This is a genomic window from Pseudomonas sp. 28 E 9, assembly GCF_900004785.1.
Lineage (GTDB): Bacteria > Pseudomonadota > Gammaproteobacteria > Pseudomonadales > Pseudomonadaceae > Aquipseudomonas > Aquipseudomonas orientalis_A.
The window spans coordinates 158,671-178,290 of the sequence record NZ_CVTK01000043.1; the positions used below are offsets into that span (position 1 = coordinate 158,671).

The 19,620-nt window shown below is 54.4% G+C and carries 17 protein-coding genes; 10 read left to right on the forward strand and 7 right to left on the reverse strand.

Annotated elements, in window-relative coordinates:
* Positions 1–2: 2 nt before the first annotated feature.
* The 7 genes from atpG to BFQ00_RS28085 all read left to right on the forward strand — a co-directional run bounded on the left by atpG (position 3) and on the right by BFQ00_RS28085 (position 8,317).
* Complete coding sequence (gene atpG, locus BFQ00_RS12005) at positions 3–863, forward strand: F0F1 ATP synthase subunit gamma (RefSeq protein WP_003195829.1); 861 nt, start codon at positions 3–5, stop codon at positions 861–863.
* Positions 864–890: 27 nt separating this feature from the next.
* Positions 891–2,267, forward strand: a complete 1,377-nt coding sequence (gene atpD / locus BFQ00_RS12010; RefSeq protein WP_065886692.1) for a F0F1 ATP synthase subunit beta — start codon at positions 891–893, stop codon at positions 2,265–2,267.
* A 44-nt stretch (positions 2,268–2,311) separates the two neighbouring features.
* Positions 2,312–2,728: a F0F1 ATP synthase subunit epsilon gene (locus tag BFQ00_RS12015; protein WP_003195825.1), complete on the forward strand. Its 417-nt coding sequence runs from the start codon at positions 2,312–2,314 to the stop codon at positions 2,726–2,728.
* A 123-nt stretch (positions 2,729–2,851) separates the two neighbouring features.
* Positions 2,852–4,219: a bifunctional UDP-N-acetylglucosamine diphosphorylase/glucosamine-1-phosphate N-acetyltransferase GlmU gene (glmU, locus tag BFQ00_RS12020; RefSeq protein WP_065886691.1), complete on the forward strand. Its 1,368-nt coding sequence runs from the start codon at positions 2,852–2,854 to the stop codon at positions 4,217–4,219.
* Positions 4,220–4,438: 219 nt separating this feature from the next.
* Positions 4,439–5,206: a DeoR/GlpR family DNA-binding transcription regulator gene (locus tag BFQ00_RS12025; protein ID WP_065886690.1), complete on the forward strand. Its 768-nt coding sequence runs from the start codon at positions 4,439–4,441 to the stop codon at positions 5,204–5,206.
* 10 nt (positions 5,207–5,216) lie between these two features.
* Entirely contained in the window at positions 5,217–7,049 is a 1,833-nt protein-coding gene (gene glmS / locus BFQ00_RS12030; RefSeq protein ID WP_065886689.1) for a glutamine--fructose-6-phosphate transaminase (isomerizing), read from the forward strand.
* 161 nt (positions 7,050–7,210) lie between these two features.
* Positions 7,211–8,317 carry a TniQ family protein gene (locus BFQ00_RS28085; protein ID WP_053481462.1) on the forward strand — a complete coding sequence of 369 codons (1,107 nt, stop codon included), beginning with the start codon at positions 7,211–7,213 and terminating at the stop codon, positions 8,315–8,317.
* Positions 8,318–8,470: 153 nt separating this feature from the next.
* Here BFQ00_RS28085 and BFQ00_RS30450 read toward each other — a convergent pair whose 3' ends face one another.
* Together BFQ00_RS30450 and BFQ00_RS12035 are read right to left on the reverse strand one after the other, a co-directional pair.
* Positions 8,471–8,737: an antitoxin Xre/MbcA/ParS toxin-binding domain-containing protein gene (locus tag BFQ00_RS30450; protein WP_081002946.1), complete on the reverse strand. Its 267-nt coding sequence runs from the start codon at positions 8,735–8,737 to the stop codon at positions 8,471–8,473.
* 40 nt (positions 8,738–8,777) lie between these two features.
* Positions 8,778–10,421: a TnsD family Tn7-like transposition protein gene (locus tag BFQ00_RS12035; RefSeq protein WP_082638305.1), complete on the reverse strand. Its 1,644-nt coding sequence runs from the start codon at positions 10,419–10,421 to the stop codon at positions 8,778–8,780.
* A gap of 954 nt (positions 10,422–11,375) precedes the next feature.
* Here BFQ00_RS12035 and BFQ00_RS12045 point away from each other — a divergent pair.
* The 3 genes from BFQ00_RS12045 to BFQ00_RS28095 are packed head-to-tail and all read left to right on the forward strand — an operon-like array spanning position 11,376 to position 15,476.
* On the forward strand, positions 11,376–12,101 hold the full coding sequence (locus tag BFQ00_RS12045) for a transposase (protein WP_224791158.1): 726 nt from the start codon (positions 11,376–11,378) through the stop codon (positions 12,099–12,101).
* Positions 12,098–14,131, forward strand: a complete 2,034-nt coding sequence (locus BFQ00_RS12050; RefSeq protein ID WP_057006249.1) for a hypothetical protein — start codon at positions 12,098–12,100, stop codon at positions 14,129–14,131. Before BFQ00_RS12045 ends, BFQ00_RS12050 begins: the two co-directional genes overlap by 4 nt.
* Positions 14,124–15,476, forward strand: a complete 1,353-nt coding sequence (locus BFQ00_RS28095; RefSeq protein WP_057006250.1) for a hypothetical protein — start codon at positions 14,124–14,126, stop codon at positions 15,474–15,476. The genes BFQ00_RS12050 and BFQ00_RS28095 overlap by 8 nt, the downstream gene beginning before the upstream one ends.
* Before the next feature lie 45 nt (positions 15,477–15,521).
* Here the strand turns inward: BFQ00_RS28095 and BFQ00_RS28100 are convergent, their stop codons facing one another.
* From BFQ00_RS28100 to BFQ00_RS12075, 5 genes are all read right to left on the reverse strand, one after another.
* Positions 15,522–16,283: an SIR2 family NAD-dependent protein deacylase gene (locus BFQ00_RS28100; protein WP_082638307.1), complete on the reverse strand. Its 762-nt coding sequence runs from the start codon at positions 16,281–16,283 to the stop codon at positions 15,522–15,524.
* The gene (locus BFQ00_RS12060) at positions 16,280–16,618 is read right to left on the reverse strand and encodes a BPSL0761 family protein (protein ID WP_282955812.1); all 339 of its coding nucleotides are present in this window, start codon (positions 16,616–16,618) and stop codon (positions 16,280–16,282) included. Before BFQ00_RS12060 ends, BFQ00_RS28100 begins: the two co-directional genes overlap by 4 nt.
* A 250-nt stretch (positions 16,619–16,868) precedes the next feature.
* Positions 16,869–17,201, reverse strand: a complete 333-nt coding sequence (locus BFQ00_RS30455; protein WP_122334530.1) for a transposase — start codon at positions 17,199–17,201, stop codon at positions 16,869–16,871.
* 613 nt (positions 17,202–17,814) lie between these two features.
* Positions 17,815–18,195, reverse strand: coding sequence for a COG4315 family predicted lipoprotein (locus tag BFQ00_RS12065; RefSeq protein ID WP_053481456.1), 381 nt, complete (start codon positions 18,193–18,195; stop codon positions 17,815–17,817).
* A 327-nt stretch (positions 18,196–18,522) separates the two neighbouring features.
* Entirely contained in the window at positions 18,523–19,515 is a 993-nt protein-coding gene (locus BFQ00_RS12075; RefSeq protein WP_057006251.1) for a YncE family protein, read from the reverse strand.
* Positions 19,516–19,620 lie beyond the last annotated feature (105 nt).

Sequence of the window (19,620 nt, forward strand, 5' to 3'; positions counted from 1 at the left end):
ACATGGCAGGCGCAAAAGAGATTCGCAGTAAGATTGCGAGCATCAAAAGCACGCAAAAGATTACCAGCGCCATGGAAAAAGTGGCGGTCAGCAAAATGCGCAAGGCACAAATGCGCATGGCTGCTAGCCGTCCTTATGCGGAGCGTATCCGCCAGGTAATTGGGCATCTGGCCAACGCCAACCCGGAATACCGCCACCCGTTCATGATCGAGCGCGCCGTCAAGCGTGTCGGTTATGTGGTAGTGAGCAGTGACCGTGGTTTGTGCGGTGGCTTGAACACCAACCTGTTCAAGGCCCTGGTCAAGGACATGGCGGTAAACCGCGAAAACGGCGTCGAGATCGATCTGTGTGTTGTGGGTAGCAAGGGTGCGGCCTTTTTCCGTAACTTCGGCGGTAACGTCGTTGCAGCTATCAGCCACCTGGGTGAAGAGCCGTCGATCAATGATTTGATCGGCAGTGTGAAGGTGATGCTGGATGCGTATCTGGAAGGCCGGATTGACCGCCTGTCCGTGGTATCCAACAAGTTCATCAACACCATGACCCAGCAGCCAACCGTGGAGCAATTGATTCCACTGGTGGCGACCCCGGATCAGGAACTCAAGCACCACTGGGACTACCTCTACGAACCAGACGCCAAAGAGCTGCTTGACGGCTTGATGGTGCGCTACGTGGAGTCGCAGGTGTACCAGGCGGTGGTCGAGAACAACGCAGCTGAACAAGCGGCGCGGATGATCGCGATGAAAAACGCTACCGATAACGCCGGTGATCTGATCAGCGATTTGCAGCTGATCTACAACAAGGCGCGTCAGGCTGCGATCACCCAAGAGATCTCGGAAATCGTCGGCGGCGCTGCCGCGGTTTAACGGTTCAAATATTCAGAGGATCCAGCTATGAGTAGCGGACGTATCGTTCAAATCATCGGCGCCGTTATCGACGTGGAATTCCCACGCGACAGCGTACCGAGCATCTACAACGCGCTGAAAGTACAAGGCGCGGACACTACTCTGGAAGTTCAGCAACAGCTGGGCGACGGCGTAGTTCGTACCATTGCGATGGGTTCCACCGAAGGCTTGAAGCGCGGTCTGGACGTTGTCGATACTGGTGCTGCCATCTCCGTACCGGTCGGTAAAGCGACCCTGGGCCGGATCATGGACGTACTGGGCAACCCGATCGACGAAGCGGGCCCGATCGACACCGAAGAGCGCTGGGGCATTCACCGTCCAGCACCTTCGTTCGCCGAGCAGGCGGGCGGCAACGACCTGCTGGAAACCGGCATCAAGGTTATCGACCTGGTTTGCCCGTTCGCCAAGGGCGGTAAAGTCGGTCTGTTCGGTGGTGCCGGTGTAGGCAAGACCGTCAACATGATGGAACTGATCCGTAACATCGCCATCGAGCACAGCGGTTATTCCGTGTTCGCCGGTGTGGGTGAGCGTACCCGTGAGGGTAACGACTTCTACCACGAGATGAAGGACTCCAACGTTCTGGACAAAGTGGCACTGGTTTACGGCCAGATGAACGAGCCGCCGGGAAACCGTCTGCGCGTAGCACTGACCGGCCTGACCATGGCCGAGAAGTTCCGTGACGAAGGTAACGACGTTCTGCTGTTCGTCGACAACATCTACCGTTACACCCTGGCCGGTACTGAAGTATCCGCACTGCTGGGCCGTATGCCTTCGGCAGTAGGTTACCAGCCGACCCTGGCTGAAGAGATGGGCGTTCTGCAGGAACGTATCACTTCGACCAAGGAAGGTTCGATCACCTCGATCCAAGCGGTATACGTACCTGCGGATGACTTGACCGACCCGTCGCCAGCCACCACCTTCGCCCACTTGGACGCCACCGTCGTACTGTCCCGTGACATCGCTTCCCTGGGTATCTACCCGGCGGTCGATCCACTCGACTCGACGTCGCGCCAGCTGGACCCGAACGTGATCGGCCAGGAGCACTACGACACCGCTCGCGGCGTTCAGTACGTGCTGCAGCGTTACAAAGAACTGAAGGACATCATTGCGATCCTGGGTATGGACGAGCTGTCGGAAGCCGACAAGCAGTTGGTAAACCGTGCTCGTAAGATCCAGCGCTTCTTGTCGCAGCCGTTCTTCGTGGCTGAAGTCTTCACCGGTGCCTCGGGTAAATACGTTTCCCTGAAAGACACCATTGCTGGCTTCAAAGGCATCCTCAACGGTGACTACGACCACCTGCCAGAACAAGCGTTCTACATGGTCGGCGGCATCGAAGAAGCGATCGAGAAAGCCAAGAAACTGTAATCCTGGCGCCCGGAAACGGGCGCTCATCAGGTTGAGGCAATCAGATGGCTATGACAGTCCATTGCGATATCGTCAGCGCGGAAGGGGAAATCTTCTCCGGTCTGGTCGAGTTTGTAACAGCGCACGGTGACCTGGGTGATCTTGGTATCGCCATGGGTCACGCTCCGCTGATTACCAGCTTGAAGCCAGGTCCGATCACGCTGACCAAGCAAGGCGGGGAACGTGAGGTGTTTTACATCTCCGGTGGTTTCCTCGAGGTTCAGCCGAACATGGTCAAGGTACTTGCCGACACTGTGCAACGTGCCGGCGACCTGGATGAAGCCTCCGCTCAGGAAGCCGTCAAGGCTGCCGAGAAGGCGCTGAACGAAAAAGGCGCAGACTTCGACTACAGCGCTGCTGCAGTCCGTCTGGCCGAAGCTGCAGCGCAGCTGCGTACGCTCCAGCAGATCCGCAAGAAGTAAGCGGCTTTGCCGTTACGCCTCACGCGTGATTGATTAAAAAGGGTAGCCTCGGCTACCCTTTTTCTTTTTTTGCATAACACTTCTCTGGTCTGAAGCCGGACCGCCCAGGATTGGTAGCCATTCATGTCTCTTGAAATCGTAATTCTCGCCGCAGGCCAGGGCACCCGCATGCGTTCAGCCCTGCCCAAGGTGCTGCACCCGGTCGCAGGCAATTCCATGCTCGGTCATGTTATCCACAGCGCCCGGCAGTTGGATCCGCAACGCATTCACGTCGTCATCGGGCACGGTGCCGATGTGGTACGTGAGCGCCTGGCCGCAGACGACTTGAATTTCGTATTGCAGGACAAGCAACTGGGCACCGGCCACGCCACTGCGCAAGCCGTGCCGTTCATTAGCGCTGACACCGTGCTGATTCTCTACGGTGACGTGCCGCTGATCGAAGTGGAAACCCTGCAACGCCTGCTCAAGCATGTGGTGCCGGGCCAGATGGGCCTGCTCACCGTTGAGCTGGACGACCCTACCGGCTACGGACGCATCGTGCGCAACGCCGACGGCAAGGTCGCCGCGATCGTCGAGCACAAGGACGCGAGCGAAGCCCAGCGCGCCATCACCGAAGGCAATACCGGCATTCTCGCCGTGCCGGCCGATAAGCTGGGCGACTGGATGAGCCGCCTGTCCAACAACAACGCCCAAGGCGAGTACTACCTCACCGACGTTATCGAGATGGCGGTCAGTGACGGCCTGGTGGTCGCCACCGAACAGCCCCACGACCCGATGGAAGTGCAGGGCGCCAACGACCGCAAGCAGCTGGCAGAGCTGGAGCGCCACTACCAACTGCGCGAAGGCCGCCGCCTGATGGCCCAGGGCGTCACCCTGCGTGACCCGGCGCGTTTCGATGTGCGTGGCGAAGTGACGGTGGGCCGCGACGTGTTGATTGATATCAACGTGATCCTCGAAGGCCGCGTGATCATCGAAGACGACGTGGTGATCGGTCCTAACTGTGTGATCAAGGACAGCACCTTGCGCAAAGGCGTGGTGGTCAAGGCCAACAGCCATATCGACGGTGCGGTGATGGGCGAGGGCAGCGATGCCGGGCCGTTTGCGCGGTTGCGTCCGGGAACGGTGATGGGCGCGCGGGCGCACGTTGGTAATTTCGTCGAGCTGAAAAACGCGAAAATGGGCGACGAGGCGAAGGCCGGCCACCTGGCTTACCTCGGTGATGCGGTGATCGGTGCTCGCAGCAACATTGGCGCCGGAGCAATTACCTGCAACTACGACGGCGCCAACAAATACCAGACGACGATTGGTGAAGACGTATTCATCGGCTCCAACAACTCGCTGGTTGCTCCTGTGACCATCGGTGATGGTTCCAACACCGCAGCGGGCTCAACCATCAACCAGGATGTGGATAAGTCGCAACTGGCCGTGGCCCGTGCCCGCCAGCGCAACATCGACGGCTGGAAACGCCCGGTCAAAATCAAAAAGACCTGACGCCCTTGGCAGCAACAAAACTCCAATGTGGGAGGGGGCTTGCCCCCGATAGCGGTGGGTCAGTCAACAAAGGGCTGACTGATAACCGCTATCGGGGGCAAGCCCCCTCCCACATTGTTCTGTGTTGCTTCAAAAATAGTTGTCTTCCCCGCTTGACGATCTTTCGCCAATAGGTTTTGATTGCCTTCGTTATCTTTCGAAACGAAACTTATAACTCCCATGTCGAAACGAAATACCCCCCAACGTCGCCACAACATCCTGACCTTGCTCAATGAACAGGGCGAAGTCAGCGTGGACGAATTGGCCAAGCGTTTCGAAACGTCGGAGGTGACCATCCGCAAGGACTTGGCCGCCCTCGAGAGTAATGGCCTGCTCCTGCGCCGCTACGGTGGCGCAATCACCATGCCTCAGGAACTCGTGGGCGACGCGGCCCAGCCGGTCTCGGCCTACAAGCGCGCGATTGCCCGCGCCGCCGTGGTGCGCCTGCGTGAACACGCGCGCATCATCATCGACAGCGGCAGCACCACCGCCGCGATGATCCCCGAACTGGGCCATCAACCCGGCCTGGTGGTCATGACCAACTCCCTGAACGTGGCCCGCGCCTTGAGCGAGCTGGAGCATGAACCGGTGCTGCTCATGACCGGCGGCACCTGGGATCCACATTCGGACTCGTTCCAGGGCCAGGTTGCCGAGCAGGTGCTGCGTTCCTACGATTTTGATCAACTGTTCATCGGCGCCGACGGCATCGATTTGCAGCGCGGTACCACCACCTTCAACGAATTGCTGGGCCTGAGCCGCGTCATGGCCGAGGTCGCCCGTGAAGTCGTGGTGATGGTCGAATCCGACAAGATCGGCCGCAAGATTCCCAACCTGGAACTGCCCTGGAGCAGCGTCCATACCCTTATCACCGATGATCGCCTGCCGCTCGAGGCCCGCGACCAGATCCAAGCCCGCGGCATTACGCTGATATGCGCGGCAGTCATCTAGGAGAAATACCATGTGTGGAATTGTTGGCGCAGTCGCCGAACGTAACGTAACGGCCATCCTGATCGAAGGCCTCAAGCGCCTGGAATACCGTGGCTATGACAGCGCCGGTGTGGCGGTCTTCACCAACGCCGGCAAGCTGGAGCGTATGCGCCGTCCGGGCAAAGTCAGCGAGTTGGACCAGGCCCTGGCCGGTGAGCCACTGGCAGGCCGCCTGGGTATCGCCCACACCCGTTGGGCCACCCACGGTGCGCCGTGCGAGCGCAACGCTCACCCGCATTTCTCGGGTGACCTGGCCGTGGTGCACAACGGCATCATCGAAAACCACGAAGTGCTGCGCGAACAACTCAAGGGCCTGGGCTACGTGTTCACTTCGGACACCGATACCGAAGTCATCGCCCACCTGCTCAACCACAAGCTCAAGGACCACAGCGACCTGACCACCGCCCTCAAGGCCACGGTCAAGGAACTGCACGGCGCCTACGGCCTGGCCGTGATCAGCGCCAGCCAGCCGGACCGCCTGGTTGCCGCGCGCAGTGGCAGCCCACTGGTGATCGGCCTGGGCCTGGGCGAGAACTTCCTCGCTTCCGACCAACTGGCCCTGCGCCAGGTCACCGACCGCTTCATGTACCTGGAAGAGGGCGATATCGCCGACATCCGCCGTGAAAGCGTGCAGATCTGGGACATCAACGGTCAGTCCGTCGAGCGCGAAGCCGTGCAATACCGCGACGGTGCCGAAGCCGCCGACAAAGGCGAGTTCCGCCACTTCATGCTCAAGGAAATCCACGAGCAGCCTTCCGTGGTACAGCGCACCCTCGAAGGTCGCCTGAGCCAGAACCAGGTGCTGGTCAACGCCTTCGGCCCACAAGCCGCCGAGCTGTTCGCCAAAGTGCGCAACGTGCAAATCGTCGCCTGCGGCACCAGCTACCACGCCGGCATGGTTGCGCGTTACTGGCTGGAAGAACTGGCCGGCATCCCGTGCCAGGTCGAAGTTGCCAGCGAGTTCCGCTACCGCAAAGTGGTGGTGCAGCCCGACACCCTGTTCGTGACCATCTCCCAGTCCGGCGAAACCGCCGACACCCTGGCCGCCCTGCGCAACGCCAAGGAGCTGGGCTTCCTCGGCAGCCTGGCGATCTGCAACGTCAGCATCAGCTCCCTGGTGCGTGAATCGGACCTGACCCTGCTGACCCAGGCCGGTCGCGAAATCGGCGTCGCCTCGACCAAAGCCTTCACCACCCAACTGGTCGGCCTGTTGCTGCTGACCCTGTCCCTCGGCCAAGTGCGCGGCACCCTCGCCGAAGGCGTTGAGGCCACCCTGGTGGAAGAACTGCGCCGCCTGCCGACCCGCCTGGGCGAAGCCCTGGCCATGGACGGCACCGTGGAAAAAGTCGCCGAACTGTTTGCCGACAAGAACCACACCCTGTTCCTCGGCCGTGGCGCGCAATACCCGGTGGCGATGGAAGGTTCGCTGAAACTCAAGGAAATCTCGTACATCCACGCCGAAGCCTACCCGGCCGGCGAGCTGAAACACGGCCCACTGGCCCTGGTGGATGACGACATGCCGGTTGTCACCGTGGCGCCGAACAACGAACTGCTGGAAAAGCTCAAGTCCAACCTGCAGGAAGTGCGCGCTCGTGGCGGCCAACTGATCGTGTTCGCCGACGAAAAGGCCGGCATGACCAACGGTGAAGGCACGCATGTGATCAACATGCCGCACATCCACGACACCCTGTCGCCGATCCTCTACACCATCCCGCTGCAGTTGCTGTCGTACTACGTCGCCGTGCTCAAGGGCACCGACGTGGACCAGCCGCGCAACCTGGCGAAGTCGGTGACGGTGGAATAAGCCTGACTGGCGTTACCGAGAGGGGTGAAGCTACGAAATAAAGTCTGTCGGAAATAAATAAAGTCTGTCGCTGGCGCCTTCGATCCCCCGCGATTGAGGAGCCGGTGACGCTTTGTCCGGGCCACCGTGCTCGGGACGCACTTCAAGGTTTAGACGAGCAAATGATCTTAGCTATTCAGCCTGAGGAGACGGTGCGTTCCTTTGTGGCAAGAACTCTTTTTATTAAAGGGAAACATTCTTCCGAGGAGGTTTTTCGGAAGTTTCCCAAAAACTGCATCTTAAGCACGGATATTTTGTCAATCGCCGGAACGCAGGGATGGATTGGTTGCTACGGCTTTAACAAAATTCTTCATAAGCATACTGATTATCCGTTAAAAGAGATTTTTAAAAATATTCAAGATATTTCCTACTCTAGGGACGAATATATAGGTCGTCCGAATCTCTATAGTTCCGATAGTACCCAGGCCGGATTTTGCCCAGTTTGTGTTGCCGAAGATGTTGAACGCTTAGGGTTCTCCTTTTGGCGACGTGCTCACTGTTGTGAGCTGAAAGTCTGTGCTGAGCACAATGTAGAGTTAGTCAAACGCTGCCCATACTGTGACAAGCCGTTCCGCCATGGTGGCCATGATCTGAATGTGATGTGGGCTAACTGTGAGGGACAGCAGTTTAAAGATAGCTCAGTGATGTTGAACGCAGACCAATTTGAGCTGAAGAAAGCTCAATTCTTTGCAGAGATCCTGTCAGCCACCCATCACCTCTCTGAGGAGGCAGTTCTTGCAGCCTTGGATGAGAAAGTCCATCAAAATGACAAACTAAAGCTTAAAATTTGGAACTCCAGATACAACCAGCCTCTAGGATATACAATTAAACGGCGGCTAGAGATTGTCCAAGAGGCCAGGTCTAGGAACAGGCTGCCACATGGAGAAACTACTGATTTTATTATTCAGGCTATATTGGGAGTCTATGAAAGATTTGCTGACTTTGTCATTGACGTGAAGTCGTATGGGGACGAAGTTCGCCCAGTGGAGACATTATGGTCTACTTATATAGCAGGACATCAAGAGTCAACACATTTCGTTGAAGAAAACTATGACCAAGGTGTTGGTGTCTGGTGTTGTCCGTTCCCTGCTAGGGACTTTTTACGGATGTGGGATTGGCGGCCAGTGTATTATCCCTGCTGTAGTTTTGAGCGACCAAAAAGAAAAGGTCCTCAACCTCGACCCGAGCTAGTCAAGAAAGCGCCGCCGGGTGTTTACAGACGGAAATAGGTTTCCGCTCTAAATGTACGCTACGAGGACTAACCTCCAATAAAGTGATTCCCATGAGTATCGATATCCCCGTCATACTATAGGATCAACAGCTCAATCCCTGGCGGTGAGCACCGCTTTTCCTCTCTCAGGCCGCTAGGGAGCCAGAACAGGTCACATATAGACTCCGTGTTCAATTCTGAGCAATACGTCTCGAACCTCGGGATACCCGCTAGGTTTGGTCAGCATCTCGCAAGGGCTGCGTCGGTTGAGCGCAAGTACTGGTGAACCGAGCCACCTATCGGCGCTTTTACGGTTTCCTAAGGTGTGACTTGCCTGCATCAAGACTTGTACCCGTCTGAACTCGTAGCCACGGTATGTTGAGCTCCAGCATGCTGGCGGGCGCGAAAGGGCCAATCCTAGGATCGAAATCTTACTCATGTCCTTACACCTCGTTCGTTTCTTCAGCTAGCGTGAGGGGCTACCGAAATCCGCTGGCCTTACCGCATTGCACGTGGTCGTGAAGGACCTTCGACTTGGAGCGATGCAGCACCGTGGATAAGAATGCTCTTGAGGCGGGGTATCGGTTCCGATTTTCCAAGCAAGACGAGAGCATGGGAACCCGGGCGTAAAGCTCGGTTGTAGTGACTGGACCGCGCTGCAGTCCAGTAATCGCCTCGTACGCCGTTCGTATCATGCTGAGCAGCCGAGAATCCCGGGCCTCCCAGTCAATGGGGTGTTTTTCCACTTTGGCCGGTTTGACGAAGGTTTGCTCTTTGGCCATCAACCATGCTTTGTCGTTTCTATAAAGCCAGGCATAGATAGAAGGAATGGTGTTTCTCAAAGCCTGGACCCCCAGTTCAGGATGCAAATTGTGTAGGTATTGCCACTGCGCTCTGTGCTCCGCTAGTTCCCGGCTGTTCCTAGCTTCAATAGCCAGGGCATTGGTAACTGGATTGGCACGCAACAACCTATTGATCGTTGAGACCGAGATATCAAGCTCTTTACAAAGCTTCTGTTTCGGAATGCCCTTGCCCAGTTTTGAGAGCAGAACCTCTTTAAGCTGGCCTTTTAATCGTTTGGGCCTTGGAGTGTTTTTGGTTGGAGCCGCAGCGTTTGAAAGCGAGACTTGCTCATCAGGTTTTCGCGATGGAGTGCTAGCGACTCGCTGGACTAATCTGGCGACTTCAGCGTCGTAGGCCTTCAGGAACGAGCGCAGGTCATCAAATAGCCAATCAATCAGTAGCAGATGCTTCAAAGGATGAATGCTTCTGCGGGGGGTACGGATAAGCTGGTTCATAAATGACTCAGTGCTTTTCTCATCTTCCGGCAATGATTCAAACAGATGAAAGCGGCGAAGCGGCTCTATGCGATCAAGCAGCGATGCAGATCTACCCCCTTGGAGCACAGCTTTTCGATAGGTCGCAGCGACGGTGCAGGACTCGAGGGACATTACTCTGCCGATGACCGCAAGATCGATGACATTGTTTGCCAAGTTCAGGAAAGCCGGGCGTAACCACAGCTTCTGTGAGGAGGCCTGTTGGATCAAGCAGTCCTTGGTAGGTAGCGACCATTCAAACCTACCTGACCACCGCCTACTTTTGGTGGATACCATGAGCCAAGCTTGGTGGCGTGGACAGATCAACACACCTGGATATTGGTGTGTGAGGTGCCAGTAAGCTATACCATGTGCGTACACATCCTCGCGCATACAATACGGACATGCTTTCAACGGATGTTCAGCGCCAAAACCACTTGATACCAAGCCAAGTCGATATTTAAGTGAATCAATTCGATCGCCTTTTATAGTTATTATTGCATCTTCAATTTTGGTTTTATTTTGGAACGGTATAAATACTGAGAATATTGTGTGATGTAGGAGAATCGATTCAGCGTTTCCCCAATAATGAAATCCATTCTGTTCTAAAGCTGCTATGCCGCAAGGAATATCATGCTTTATAAATTTCTCAGATAGGCCCAGCACGGAAGTCGATGTAGTCGCAGGGTCCAGGTTACCCATTACCAGATGCTGTCGACTGCATAGGCTGAATAGTGTTTCGTCGGGTAGCCAGTCCAGCCGAGGGAATTGCCCTCTCACCCATTCCTGACCTGAAGTGACGCTCATGTGGCCTCCGAGCGGAAACAGAGGAAATGAGTTTAGCTGCCAGCTACTCGTGCTACGGATCAATTTCGCCTAAACAGGTAGGCGATTATTCACGAATCGTAGGTCCCATAACTGGGGGGATTTACCAGATTTTTTTAATTACCGGGTCATCTATGCATGTGGGTTTTTGGCGCTACAAGCACCGAAAATACTGGGAAGTCAGTAAAAAAGCGCCGGCGGAGGCGCAACTTAGCTGTTTTATTCCAGTTGTCAACCGACATTTTTCAGCGGTACCATGCATCATTAATTGACGTTTACTAAAGGCAGTACTGAATCTGAAGATGCATTACAAACGACCGATGCAAATTCTGCCTAATTAACGTCGAGGTTGCTATGAAAGTGCAGCTATCTCAAACGAGATAGTTTGAGTGCCTATTACTGAAGCTTGAGGAACCACAACATGGAATCTGGATAGAAAACCCAGGAGCCAGATAGACAAAGGCCCAAGTGTGACCTTGGGCCTTTGAGGATAAGTCAGCTTTCGACTCCTGACGAATCCATTGTCTATCCCCTCGCGTAGGGCGTCAAGCCCTGCACGGCTCCGCTCGTCTCCAGAAAAGTATACTGCGCGTGGTGTAGCTATCGCCGTGCCCGCGCTATTGGATGGCTTATTCAACCGATGTAGGTGGACTGTTATTCGTCACCTGCTAAGGATTGAATGGATGGTAGATAACATAAGTGGATCTAAAAAAATCGTTACTCCGCATAATAGGCCGACAAGGCCGTTTCAAATGGGGAGATATTTACTTATCCGGAATTTATGCGGTCCCTGGTGAAGCGCCCAAGGGCTCTCGTATATGCCGCCTTAATAGCAGGAAGCTTGGACGAGCACTGCATCTTCTTTCTACCCCTGAAAGAATCTTCGCACAACTCGCTCTTTATAATCCCGACGTGTTCGAGTTGCATGAGCAGAAAATGCTCAGCCCCATTCCACAAGTTCATCCACTTCAAGGAAACCCCTTAGCTGCTGGGCTGAAACTTCTGCCAGTGAAGGGAACATCATTGGTTGCAGAGGAAATCGGTCTCAAACACGCTACAGCTGTCGTGACCTACGATGATGGTGAGCGCCAGAGGGTTCCCCACCCCTATTTGGGCGATCTGCTTCTCTATATCCAGCCGCAAGGCTCGGACCCCTATGCCGTGAACTGGACAGTAAAGTTGAATGCGATGGATTTTGATGAGGTCGCTCGGGGAAGTTTGAAGAGCTTGGCGAAACAGAAAGAAAACCGCGAGAAAGCTCGCTTACGGCACGCCTTGGAAGAGATTTACTACCACAGTGCAGGCATCAGGACTGTGAGGGTTTCCAGGGATCTGCTGGACCCAGTCCTAGTGGCCAACTTGGATCTTCTGTATGGCTACCATGATCGCGAGATCAGCCTCGAATCAAATCTTCTCGAGGATTTCTCACACGACATCGAAGACTGTGTCACCCAAGGGAGACCAGTAGCGTCCGTTGCGTTGATGTACGGACAGCGGTGGGGGCGGCGTGATCTGTTTCTGACGAAGATCTACAAAGACATATGGGAGCGCAAACTACCGGTCAGTTTGTTTGACCCGATACTTATCGATCATCCATTGGTGACGGATGCGCCGGATGTTCTGCGGGTCTATAGCTCACTTTTTGCCGGGCTGCCCGAATGATCACTGGTTCTAAGCTGAGAGCACCTGAAGGATTCAAAGGGCTGACGAAGGATGTCGAATACTATTTCCTTGCAGGTGACGGCAGGGCAAACAGGGCACGCCTTGTATTTTTTGATGAAGAGGGCACCACTGCGAGTTTGCTAACGCTTTCCCGGCCTGAATTTGATCTGGCCCTGACCAATGGTGATCTTGTGGAATGCGGTAGTGACGCCACACCTCCTTGGTTAATGGCCATCCGGGGCATTTCAGTGGATCAATTGGAAAAAGATCGGGTAAGGGCAACGAAAAGCTACGATGAGATGGTTAACAAGCGTTACCTCGCCATAGCGGAGTTGGTAGATCATGCTGAAGAGATCCTCTCGAACGACAATCCCGAATCGATCATCAACGCTCATGCTGCCAATCAGTCACCTTCTCAGAATGCAGCCCGGTTGAGGTTTTGGTTTTTTAGCTATCTAGTGTTCGGCCGCTCGAAGTGGGCGCTTATGCCCAAGTTCGACCGCTGCGGTAGAGGCAAAAGGGAACAGAACGCAGACGGGCAAATGTTGGGAAGGCCGCCAAAGTCAGGACGCAAATCCCGATCCCCTGCTACGGCCGAAATGCAGGCTTCTATCCTGGACGGGTTCATCAAATACAACGATAAAACTAAATCTGACGCTGAAATCTTTGGTGCAGTGCTGGTCGGTGAATTCGGTTGTGTTCCTTTTACAACATCGACAGGAAATAAGAAGTTCTATCATCCCGAAGGTAAGCCTTTCCCCACAAAAGGACAGTACGATTACTACCTTGGTCAGGCGATAAGTACGAAGGCGTATAGGAAAGCACGTAGAGGTACCAGTGGGGCTCGAGCTAAGTCCGGGTTTGTTGGGAGCTTTTCCCATGACTTGGTCAATGTAAACCAAGTTGTTGAGTTTGACGGCTACAACCCCAAAGGCAAGATATCTGGCTTGCTCGAAGGATCCGCTATGGATTCGGCCTGTATAGTTCGAGGGGTGTGTGGCCAGTCTGGTGCCGTCGTCGCCTTGGGTTTCTCCGAAAACAAAGAAACCATGGAAGCTTACCGCATGGCCCTGTTCTCGATGGCCATAAGCAAGGTCAAATTTGCGTCGTTGTTCGGCCTGACTATCAGAAAAGAAGACTGGCCTACTTACGGTCTGCCGCAAAACATCGTCTTCGACCGTGGGCCAGGCTCTACCATGGGCGTACCGACTCGTTCAGAAGCAGTGGCCCGTGACGAAATGATGAGTTGGTTATCCAGACTTGAGCTGACTCCTACCCACTCGGGTCAGTCGAAGGCCACGGTTGAATCGTCACATCCTCGGACTAAGTCCGACAATGATCAGCCAACACACTTTCATAGCTCGCTCAACTTTGTGGAGATATGCAAGCGGCATATTCTACAAGCTATTTACGATAACCATGCTTCAGATGCTGAAGGGAAGATGACACCTGAGATGCTAGATGTGGGCTTCAGCCCCACCCCACATAACATTTACAAGTTCTACAGTGATCTTGGTTACGATTCCGGCACGGAGGTAACTTTTGACTACGCCGTGAGAGAATTCCTGACACCTCATCCGGCGCACATCAAAAGGAGTGGGGTTTATTTTTATGGTCGTAAGTACAATTCATCGAAGCTGATTGATACCTCGGTTTTTGACCGCATTGCGCTCAATGGCCAGATACCGGTCACAGCTTATGTGATGACCATGTGTGTTAGACATATCTGGATCGAATTAGAAGGCGTTTTGTACGAGTTGGACTTTGTAAAGCCGGCGAGCGTCCATCCCAGCAGCGTCGACATTTCGCTGTCGGATCTTCAGGTGCTCAATGAGAATCGGCTGCGTGGCAATGCGCAGCTTCGTGAAGAGCAGCCCGCAATCCTTCAGGATCGCAATGCCCAATTTCTTCACGCTACAGGCAAAGCCTGGGACAGTGGTACCCGCAAGCTTGGGCGTCCTGCGAAGGGAGGAGCGTCTGAACGTGATGCCGCCGACCAGAAGCGGTTGATGGGGAAAGGCAATGACTAACATCTTTTCTGCGCGCTTTGACGGGCTGGACACGCTGGCTGATATCCGGAGTTTGATTACAGTGCAACCTGATCCGGTGACCGGGCTTGAAGAGTTGAGTCCTGGATTGGCCGCTGAGCGTTTGTCAGAGGTACTGAAGACGATTTTCCTTCCCAACCAGTTTTCTTTGGACTTCATCAAAGACAGCGTTGATCGTGCGCGCAGCTTTTCGGCTGAGAGTTTCTCCACGGACCAGCAATATCAGCGTCGGCTGTATCACCCCCCTGAGAACGAGGCCTTTCCTATCTGCCTCACCGGCCTTGCAGGGGTTGGGAAGAGCCAAACTATCAGTGCGCTGATGAAGGTGATGCCTGGACCTGCACCATATGCATCCGCTCATTACCACGAACCTCATATATTAATCTCGTACTGGTACGCCAGCGCGAGGGGTAAAGCTGGCGGCAGACAGCTGTTGGAAGACTTCCTCGGTGGCGACGCGACAGGAGTTAGAGCGAATACATCAAAGCTACTGACGGAGTGCCGGCGTAGGGTTAATCGTGATGGTGTATCACTAATGATGCTCGAAGAGATGCAGCATCAGAGCACTGGCCAAGGGGGGGCCCGCGTTACGGATATTCTCCTCACCATGGCCGGGCTTGGGGTTCCGATGATCTATGTAGCCAACTACAGCCTGGGTCACAAATTGCTGACAAGGAACAGTGAGGACAAGCAACGGCTTCTCTCTGAACCCCGTGTGATGCTACCGGACCATCCTGACTCGAAGGCCTGGAAGGAGTATGTTCTAGAATGCATACGCGTGAGCGGGGGGCGCGTATCTGCAGATCCCTGTGCCCTGGTACATGAGCTGTATCGCTGGACGTTCGGTATAAAGCGTCTGGCGGTTCAACTGATCAAGGTGGCGTATCTTGAGGCCCGTGCAGCCCGTCGCCATACGATTACTTTGGAGGACGTCAACAAGGCATACCTTTCAGCCGCTTACTCCAGCAGTAGGGACGACGTCGAGGAGCTAATTCGCCTCAGCGTTCATAAGAGCAAAACCGGGGGCAGGCCTGACCTTCGTTGCCCGTTCCCGGTGCCGATGCCATCAAACGTCTTGAGCTTTGCCAAGGACGATCGTGCTTTACGGGTGAGCGAGAAGATTTTTGTTTCATCCCTTACAGCCGAGGAGCGCAAGACTTTCGAGCTGCTCCATCCACCGGGTTCACCGTCCAATCTCCCTTCGAAGCCCAAGCGAGAGAAGAAACCAGCATTGCCCGCCCAAACTCGAGAAGGCTTAGAGGATGCGTACAGCCGATTGCTATCAGAGTCCAAAGGGCCACCTAAGCCCAGAGGCCCTACAAAGTAAGCGCTACGAAAGCGGTCCCATTGTCCTCCCAAGACATTGTCAGTCCTATGAAGAGGGTGTGGCCAGCAACAGCGCAGGCAACACTTGCTCGGCCGAACCCATGAGCATCAGCTCGTTTGGAGCCCCTAGGCAAACGTCTGCAATGTTTACGTGGATGACCGTCGCGCCAGATGTCGACGCGATTTCAGGTATATCCGCCGCAGGCCTGACGATTCCTGAGGTCCCGACGGAGATCAGAACGTCGCAACTTTTGACGTCAGCCAATGCTGCTTTCCAACATCCTGAAGGCAGATCCTCTCCAAACCACACAACTCCGGGTCGGAGTTTCCCATTGCACCGGGTACACCGTGGAGGCTCTACCCATTGTCCTTCTGCAGAAACCTGGAGTTGTTCAGTTGTGAGTTCAGCCGGACGCTTGCAGGCAAAGCAGATCGGATTGATCAAGCTGCCGTGCAAATGCACAACGTTTTGAGATCCCGCGCGCTTGTGCAGGTCATCAATATTCTGAGTGATAACTGAAACCTGTATGCCGGTGCTCGCCAGTCGGCTAATCGAAAGATGAGCGGCGTTTGGTTGGGCTTGGCCAGCTTGGGAACGCCGCCAGAGGTACCATCCCCAGACCAGTTGAGGGTTCTCTCGAAAAGCCCGTGCTGTTTCCAACTTTTCAGGGGCATGCTTCTCCCAAAAGCCTGTGAGCTTGTCGCGAAATGTTGGAATCCCACTTGCAGCAGAGACGCCGGCGCCGGTGAAAAACACGACTTTTCGAGCAGCAGCCAGGGCTCCGATAGCTCTATCCCAATCGTTCATCTGGGGACTTTCGCGTCTGTAGCGTAAGTGACCGGGGAGTGATAGCTGCTTTCGGTAGAAGAGCTGAAAACCGGACCCATTGGGGACACGTCAGGATCTGACGCTTCTTCGATCCGACCCGCCAGCAGCATCTGAAACGGATTTGGATAGTGGCGCAGGAGAAATTTGGCGTCACGGCGTATCCGTTCGGGCAAAGATGAATCTTGGGATAGCTCGAGCAGAAATTCCCCCGTTTGGATGACTGCTTGGGTGCGTTCATTCGGCATGGTCATTTTGAGGCCCTCAAAGTCATCACTCAGTAATACTTGGGTACTCAATCTCGGCAGTTGCGTCATTGCACAGACTTGACCGCTCGTTTGCATTCGATTTTGAGCTGCAAGTCCAAGAGTTATCGTGGTGCTGTAGATGGAGGATTTGGGAAAGCGTGAAGCCACATCGTCACAATTGCACTGTACGGAGCTTTAACGGCATTCTCAAGACTCCCCGTGGCACGCGGCCTCTTGCGTTGTTCAGTGCGCAGGGTACGACTTGCGAATGGAGTTGCTCACTCGACCGTTTCTGGTTGCTCAGGCATGCGGCCCTATCCTAGCTAGCCTGGGTGCTGGACACCTTCGCCTCGGTATAGATGCGGTTAGCTCGGGAAGCTTTCCCAGTGGTCGAGTGAATCAGCGAGCCTTGCAGACGCTGGAACCCGGGGGGCGAAATCGCTAATGGAATAAATGCAGGTTGCAGCGCTGTGCTTTTCTGCGATTGCGGCCGAATCCATTTGTGGACGAGGTTATGGCTGAGTGCGATGCTGGCAATCGAAGCACCAGGCTGGGCACACTCTTGAATGACTTGGGCTCTGAAGGACTTGGAGTAGGAACGGCGTGTTGGTTGCACGAAATACCCGCTTAAAAGGCTAGAACTGGTGTCCACTTAATTTAAGTGAACACCATGTCTTGGCTTTTCGGGGCTGGGTAGATGACTTGGCCGGACGCATATACCGTATCGTTCACAAGTCCCACATCATCGAACTGAAAGGCGAATCAATGCGAAGAATCAAAATTCGCAAACGGCCGTAAGAGCATCTGACGCTTATCCAGGTGGGGAATACGAATGCAATTGGTCAAGTTGAATGCAAGCAGGTGGTCAAATACAACTAAATCAGATTTTTTAAGTAATTTTTCCTTAACGGAATTAAGTTTTTTGCTATGCTCCTTGGATCATCCTACCTAATCAGATCTGTGGGTTGAAACCGTAATAAATCCCAGTCCCGCTGCTAGCCCCTATTGGAGTTCAACAGTCCAGAGGTGATCCAGGTGGGTTGTGTAGATGCGGCTTAGTTTCTGGATGCTTCATACCCCAGGCTGGCGTTACGGGAATACGTCCAAGGTGTACCGTACCTCGGCCTCATTTTTCGTTGAAATGATCCATCAAAGATTTATGAGGCGCGGCGGCTGTATGTTGGCGAAAATATCAGGTGTGTATTCTTCTGGTTTGCGCCACTGACAAAGCCAGTGGCGTAAGCCAGCCTATTAATTATCTGACGTTACGGCTTGGCAACGTGCCAGACTTGGTTGACGCCGTCACCGGTTGTATCCCCTGGCTTGGTATCTTTGACCCAGCTGTAAAGTGGCATGCCTTTGTATGCCCATTGTTTTGTGCCATCGTCTCGAGTGACGACAGAGTAATCATGACCCGCTTTCGCGTCTGCGGATACCGGTAAAGGTGGCCAGTTTGAAGCGCATGGCCCATTGCAGACCGACTTGCCCGAGGTGTCCTTACCGAAGGTATAAAGAGTCATACCTTTCGCGTCTACGAGTACTTTTCCCTTGTCCGTTTCAGCAAGCTTGACTGGCGCATCGGCGAGCGCCAAACCCGACATGCAGTTGGCGGCAACAGCGACGGTGAGAATCATCTTTTTGAACATATGTATTTCCTTTGGTCATTTTTAATTTTTAGAAGACCCACCTGCTTTTGAAACGGCAAGCGATCAGACAATAGACGAGCCACAAACAGGTTAATTCGATTCCGTAGAAAAAACGTCCCGATATCATTTTTTGCTGGAATGCTGGGCTCCCCCCCCCCCGACCCTGTGCCTTCCTCAATTGAGCAAAGCGACGCTCACGGTCAAGCATCATTGGCTCATCTCAATGAGCGACGGCGATCCATCATCCAGGACTCATCATTTTCACTCATTATTATTCACTTGGTCGTGGAGTATCAGCAGGCCCCCATGAAGGCCTGCGCTGTTCAATCAGTCGGCCTTGAGCGTCGACACCACCTTGTTGCTGGCGAGATTGACTGTGGAGATACTCAAGTCCTCATTGAGGACATACGCCTTCGACTTGTCTTTGGTGAAGACAATGGCCTGGCGGGGTGCCTTCAAACCGGTCACAGTGGTGGTCACTTTCAGCGTTTTGGTGTCGATCACTGAAAGGCTGTTGTCACCGAGGTTACCCGAGTAGACGTGCAGCCCGTCTGGAGTGAGGGCTGCGCCGTAGGGGTCTTTGCCAACCATGACGGTGGTTGTGATGGCGCGTTTTTGAGTGTCGACAACTGCGATGCTGTTACTGCCGCTGTTAGCCGCGTACAGCGTATTGCCGTCCGCCGATATGGAGATGGCGCGCAACTTGTTGAAGCCAGTGATCTCACCTTCAATCGTATTGGTCTTGCTGTCGACCAAGGTAATTTTGTCCCCAAGAAAGTTGGTGACATAGACGGTTTTGCCGTCAGGGCTTACTCGGATGCCCTGGCGCGGTTGGGAGAAGCCAGGTACCACAGCTACTGGCCGCTGGTGATCAAGGTCAATGACCGACAGCGTGCTGGCCGCTTCATTGTTGACGTAGAGCAGGCTTCCGTCCTTGCTGAGTGTGGTACCAAAAGCACCTGCACCCAACGGAATATCTGCGATCACTTTTAAAGTCTTGGTGTCAATCTTGCGCACGACCCCCAAACTGCTGTCGGAGAGGTAGAACACATCGCCAGTTGGCGAAAACACAATATTTCGCGGCGTGACGTAGCCGGTGAGAACCTGGCGAACCTTACCGGTTTTCAAATCATAAACCACTACATCTGGACGCTGACTGTAAGAGACCACCGCCGTCGTTTCATCAGGGCTGACGGCCAGCGAGTTGTTGTGAATATCGCCGTCAAACGTCCAGCGATCTTGCGCGGCCCACGCGCTCATCGATGCGGCCAACGCAACACCCAACGTCAGGGCTGTGACGGTTTTCTTTATCACATTCATCAGAGTTTCCTCATAGGGTAAGCAAGGCATCCAGTCGCGCCTTGGCATATACAACTCGTTCATCGCTGCAAGGCAATGAGTTGACTTTATGCGTCGTTGATAAAT

Excerpts from the sequence above, each read along its gene's own strand:
- glmS (WP_065886689.1), top strand. The coding sequence starts at position 5,217 with ATGTGTGGAATTGTTGGCGCAGTCGCCGAACGTAACGTAACGGCCATC.
- glmU (WP_065886691.1), top strand. The coding sequence starts at position 2,852 with ATGTCTCTTGAAATCGTAATTCTCGCCGCAGGCCAGGGCACCCGCATG.
- atpD (WP_065886692.1), top strand. The coding sequence starts at position 891 with ATGAGTAGCGGACGTATCGTTCAAATCATCGGCGCCGTTATCGACGTG.
- BFQ00_RS12065 (WP_053481456.1), bottom strand. The coding sequence starts at position 18,195 with ATGTTCAAAAAGATGATTCTCACCGTCGCTGTTGCCGCCAACTGCATG.
- atpG (WP_003195829.1), top strand. The coding sequence starts at position 3 with ATGGCAGGCGCAAAAGAGATTCGCAGTAAGATTGCGAGCATCAAAAGC.
- BFQ00_RS12045 (WP_224791158.1), top strand. The coding sequence starts at position 11,376 with ATGCTCAGCCCCATTCCACAAGTTCATCCACTTCAAGGAAACCCCTTA.
- BFQ00_RS28100 (WP_082638307.1), bottom strand. The coding sequence starts at position 16,283 with ATGAACGATTGGGATAGAGCTATCGGAGCCCTGGCTGCTGCTCGAAAA.
- BFQ00_RS28085 (WP_053481462.1), top strand. The coding sequence starts at position 7,211 with ATGATCTTAGCTATTCAGCCTGAGGAGACGGTGCGTTCCTTTGTGGCA.
- BFQ00_RS12025 (WP_065886690.1), top strand. The coding sequence starts at position 4,439 with ATGTCGAAACGAAATACCCCCCAACGTCGCCACAACATCCTGACCTTG.
- BFQ00_RS12060 (WP_282955812.1), bottom strand. The coding sequence starts at position 16,618 with ATGACGCAACTGCCGAGATTGAGTACCCAAGTATTACTGAGTGATGAC.
- BFQ00_RS30450 (WP_081002946.1), bottom strand. The coding sequence starts at position 8,737 with ATGAGTAAGATTTCGATCCTAGGATTGGCCCTTTCGCGCCCGCCAGCA.
- BFQ00_RS12015 (WP_003195825.1), top strand. The coding sequence starts at position 2,312 with ATGGCTATGACAGTCCATTGCGATATCGTCAGCGCGGAAGGGGAAATC.
- BFQ00_RS12035 (WP_082638305.1), bottom strand. The coding sequence starts at position 10,421 with ATGAGCGTCACTTCAGGTCAGGAATGGGTGAGAGGGCAATTCCCTCGG.
- BFQ00_RS12050 (WP_057006249.1), top strand. The coding sequence starts at position 12,098 with ATGATCACTGGTTCTAAGCTGAGAGCACCTGAAGGATTCAAAGGGCTG.
- BFQ00_RS12075 (WP_057006251.1), bottom strand. The coding sequence starts at position 19,515 with ATGAATGTGATAAAGAAAACCGTCACAGCCCTGACGTTGGGTGTTGCG.
- BFQ00_RS28095 (WP_057006250.1), top strand. The coding sequence starts at position 14,124 with ATGACTAACATCTTTTCTGCGCGCTTTGACGGGCTGGACACGCTGGCT.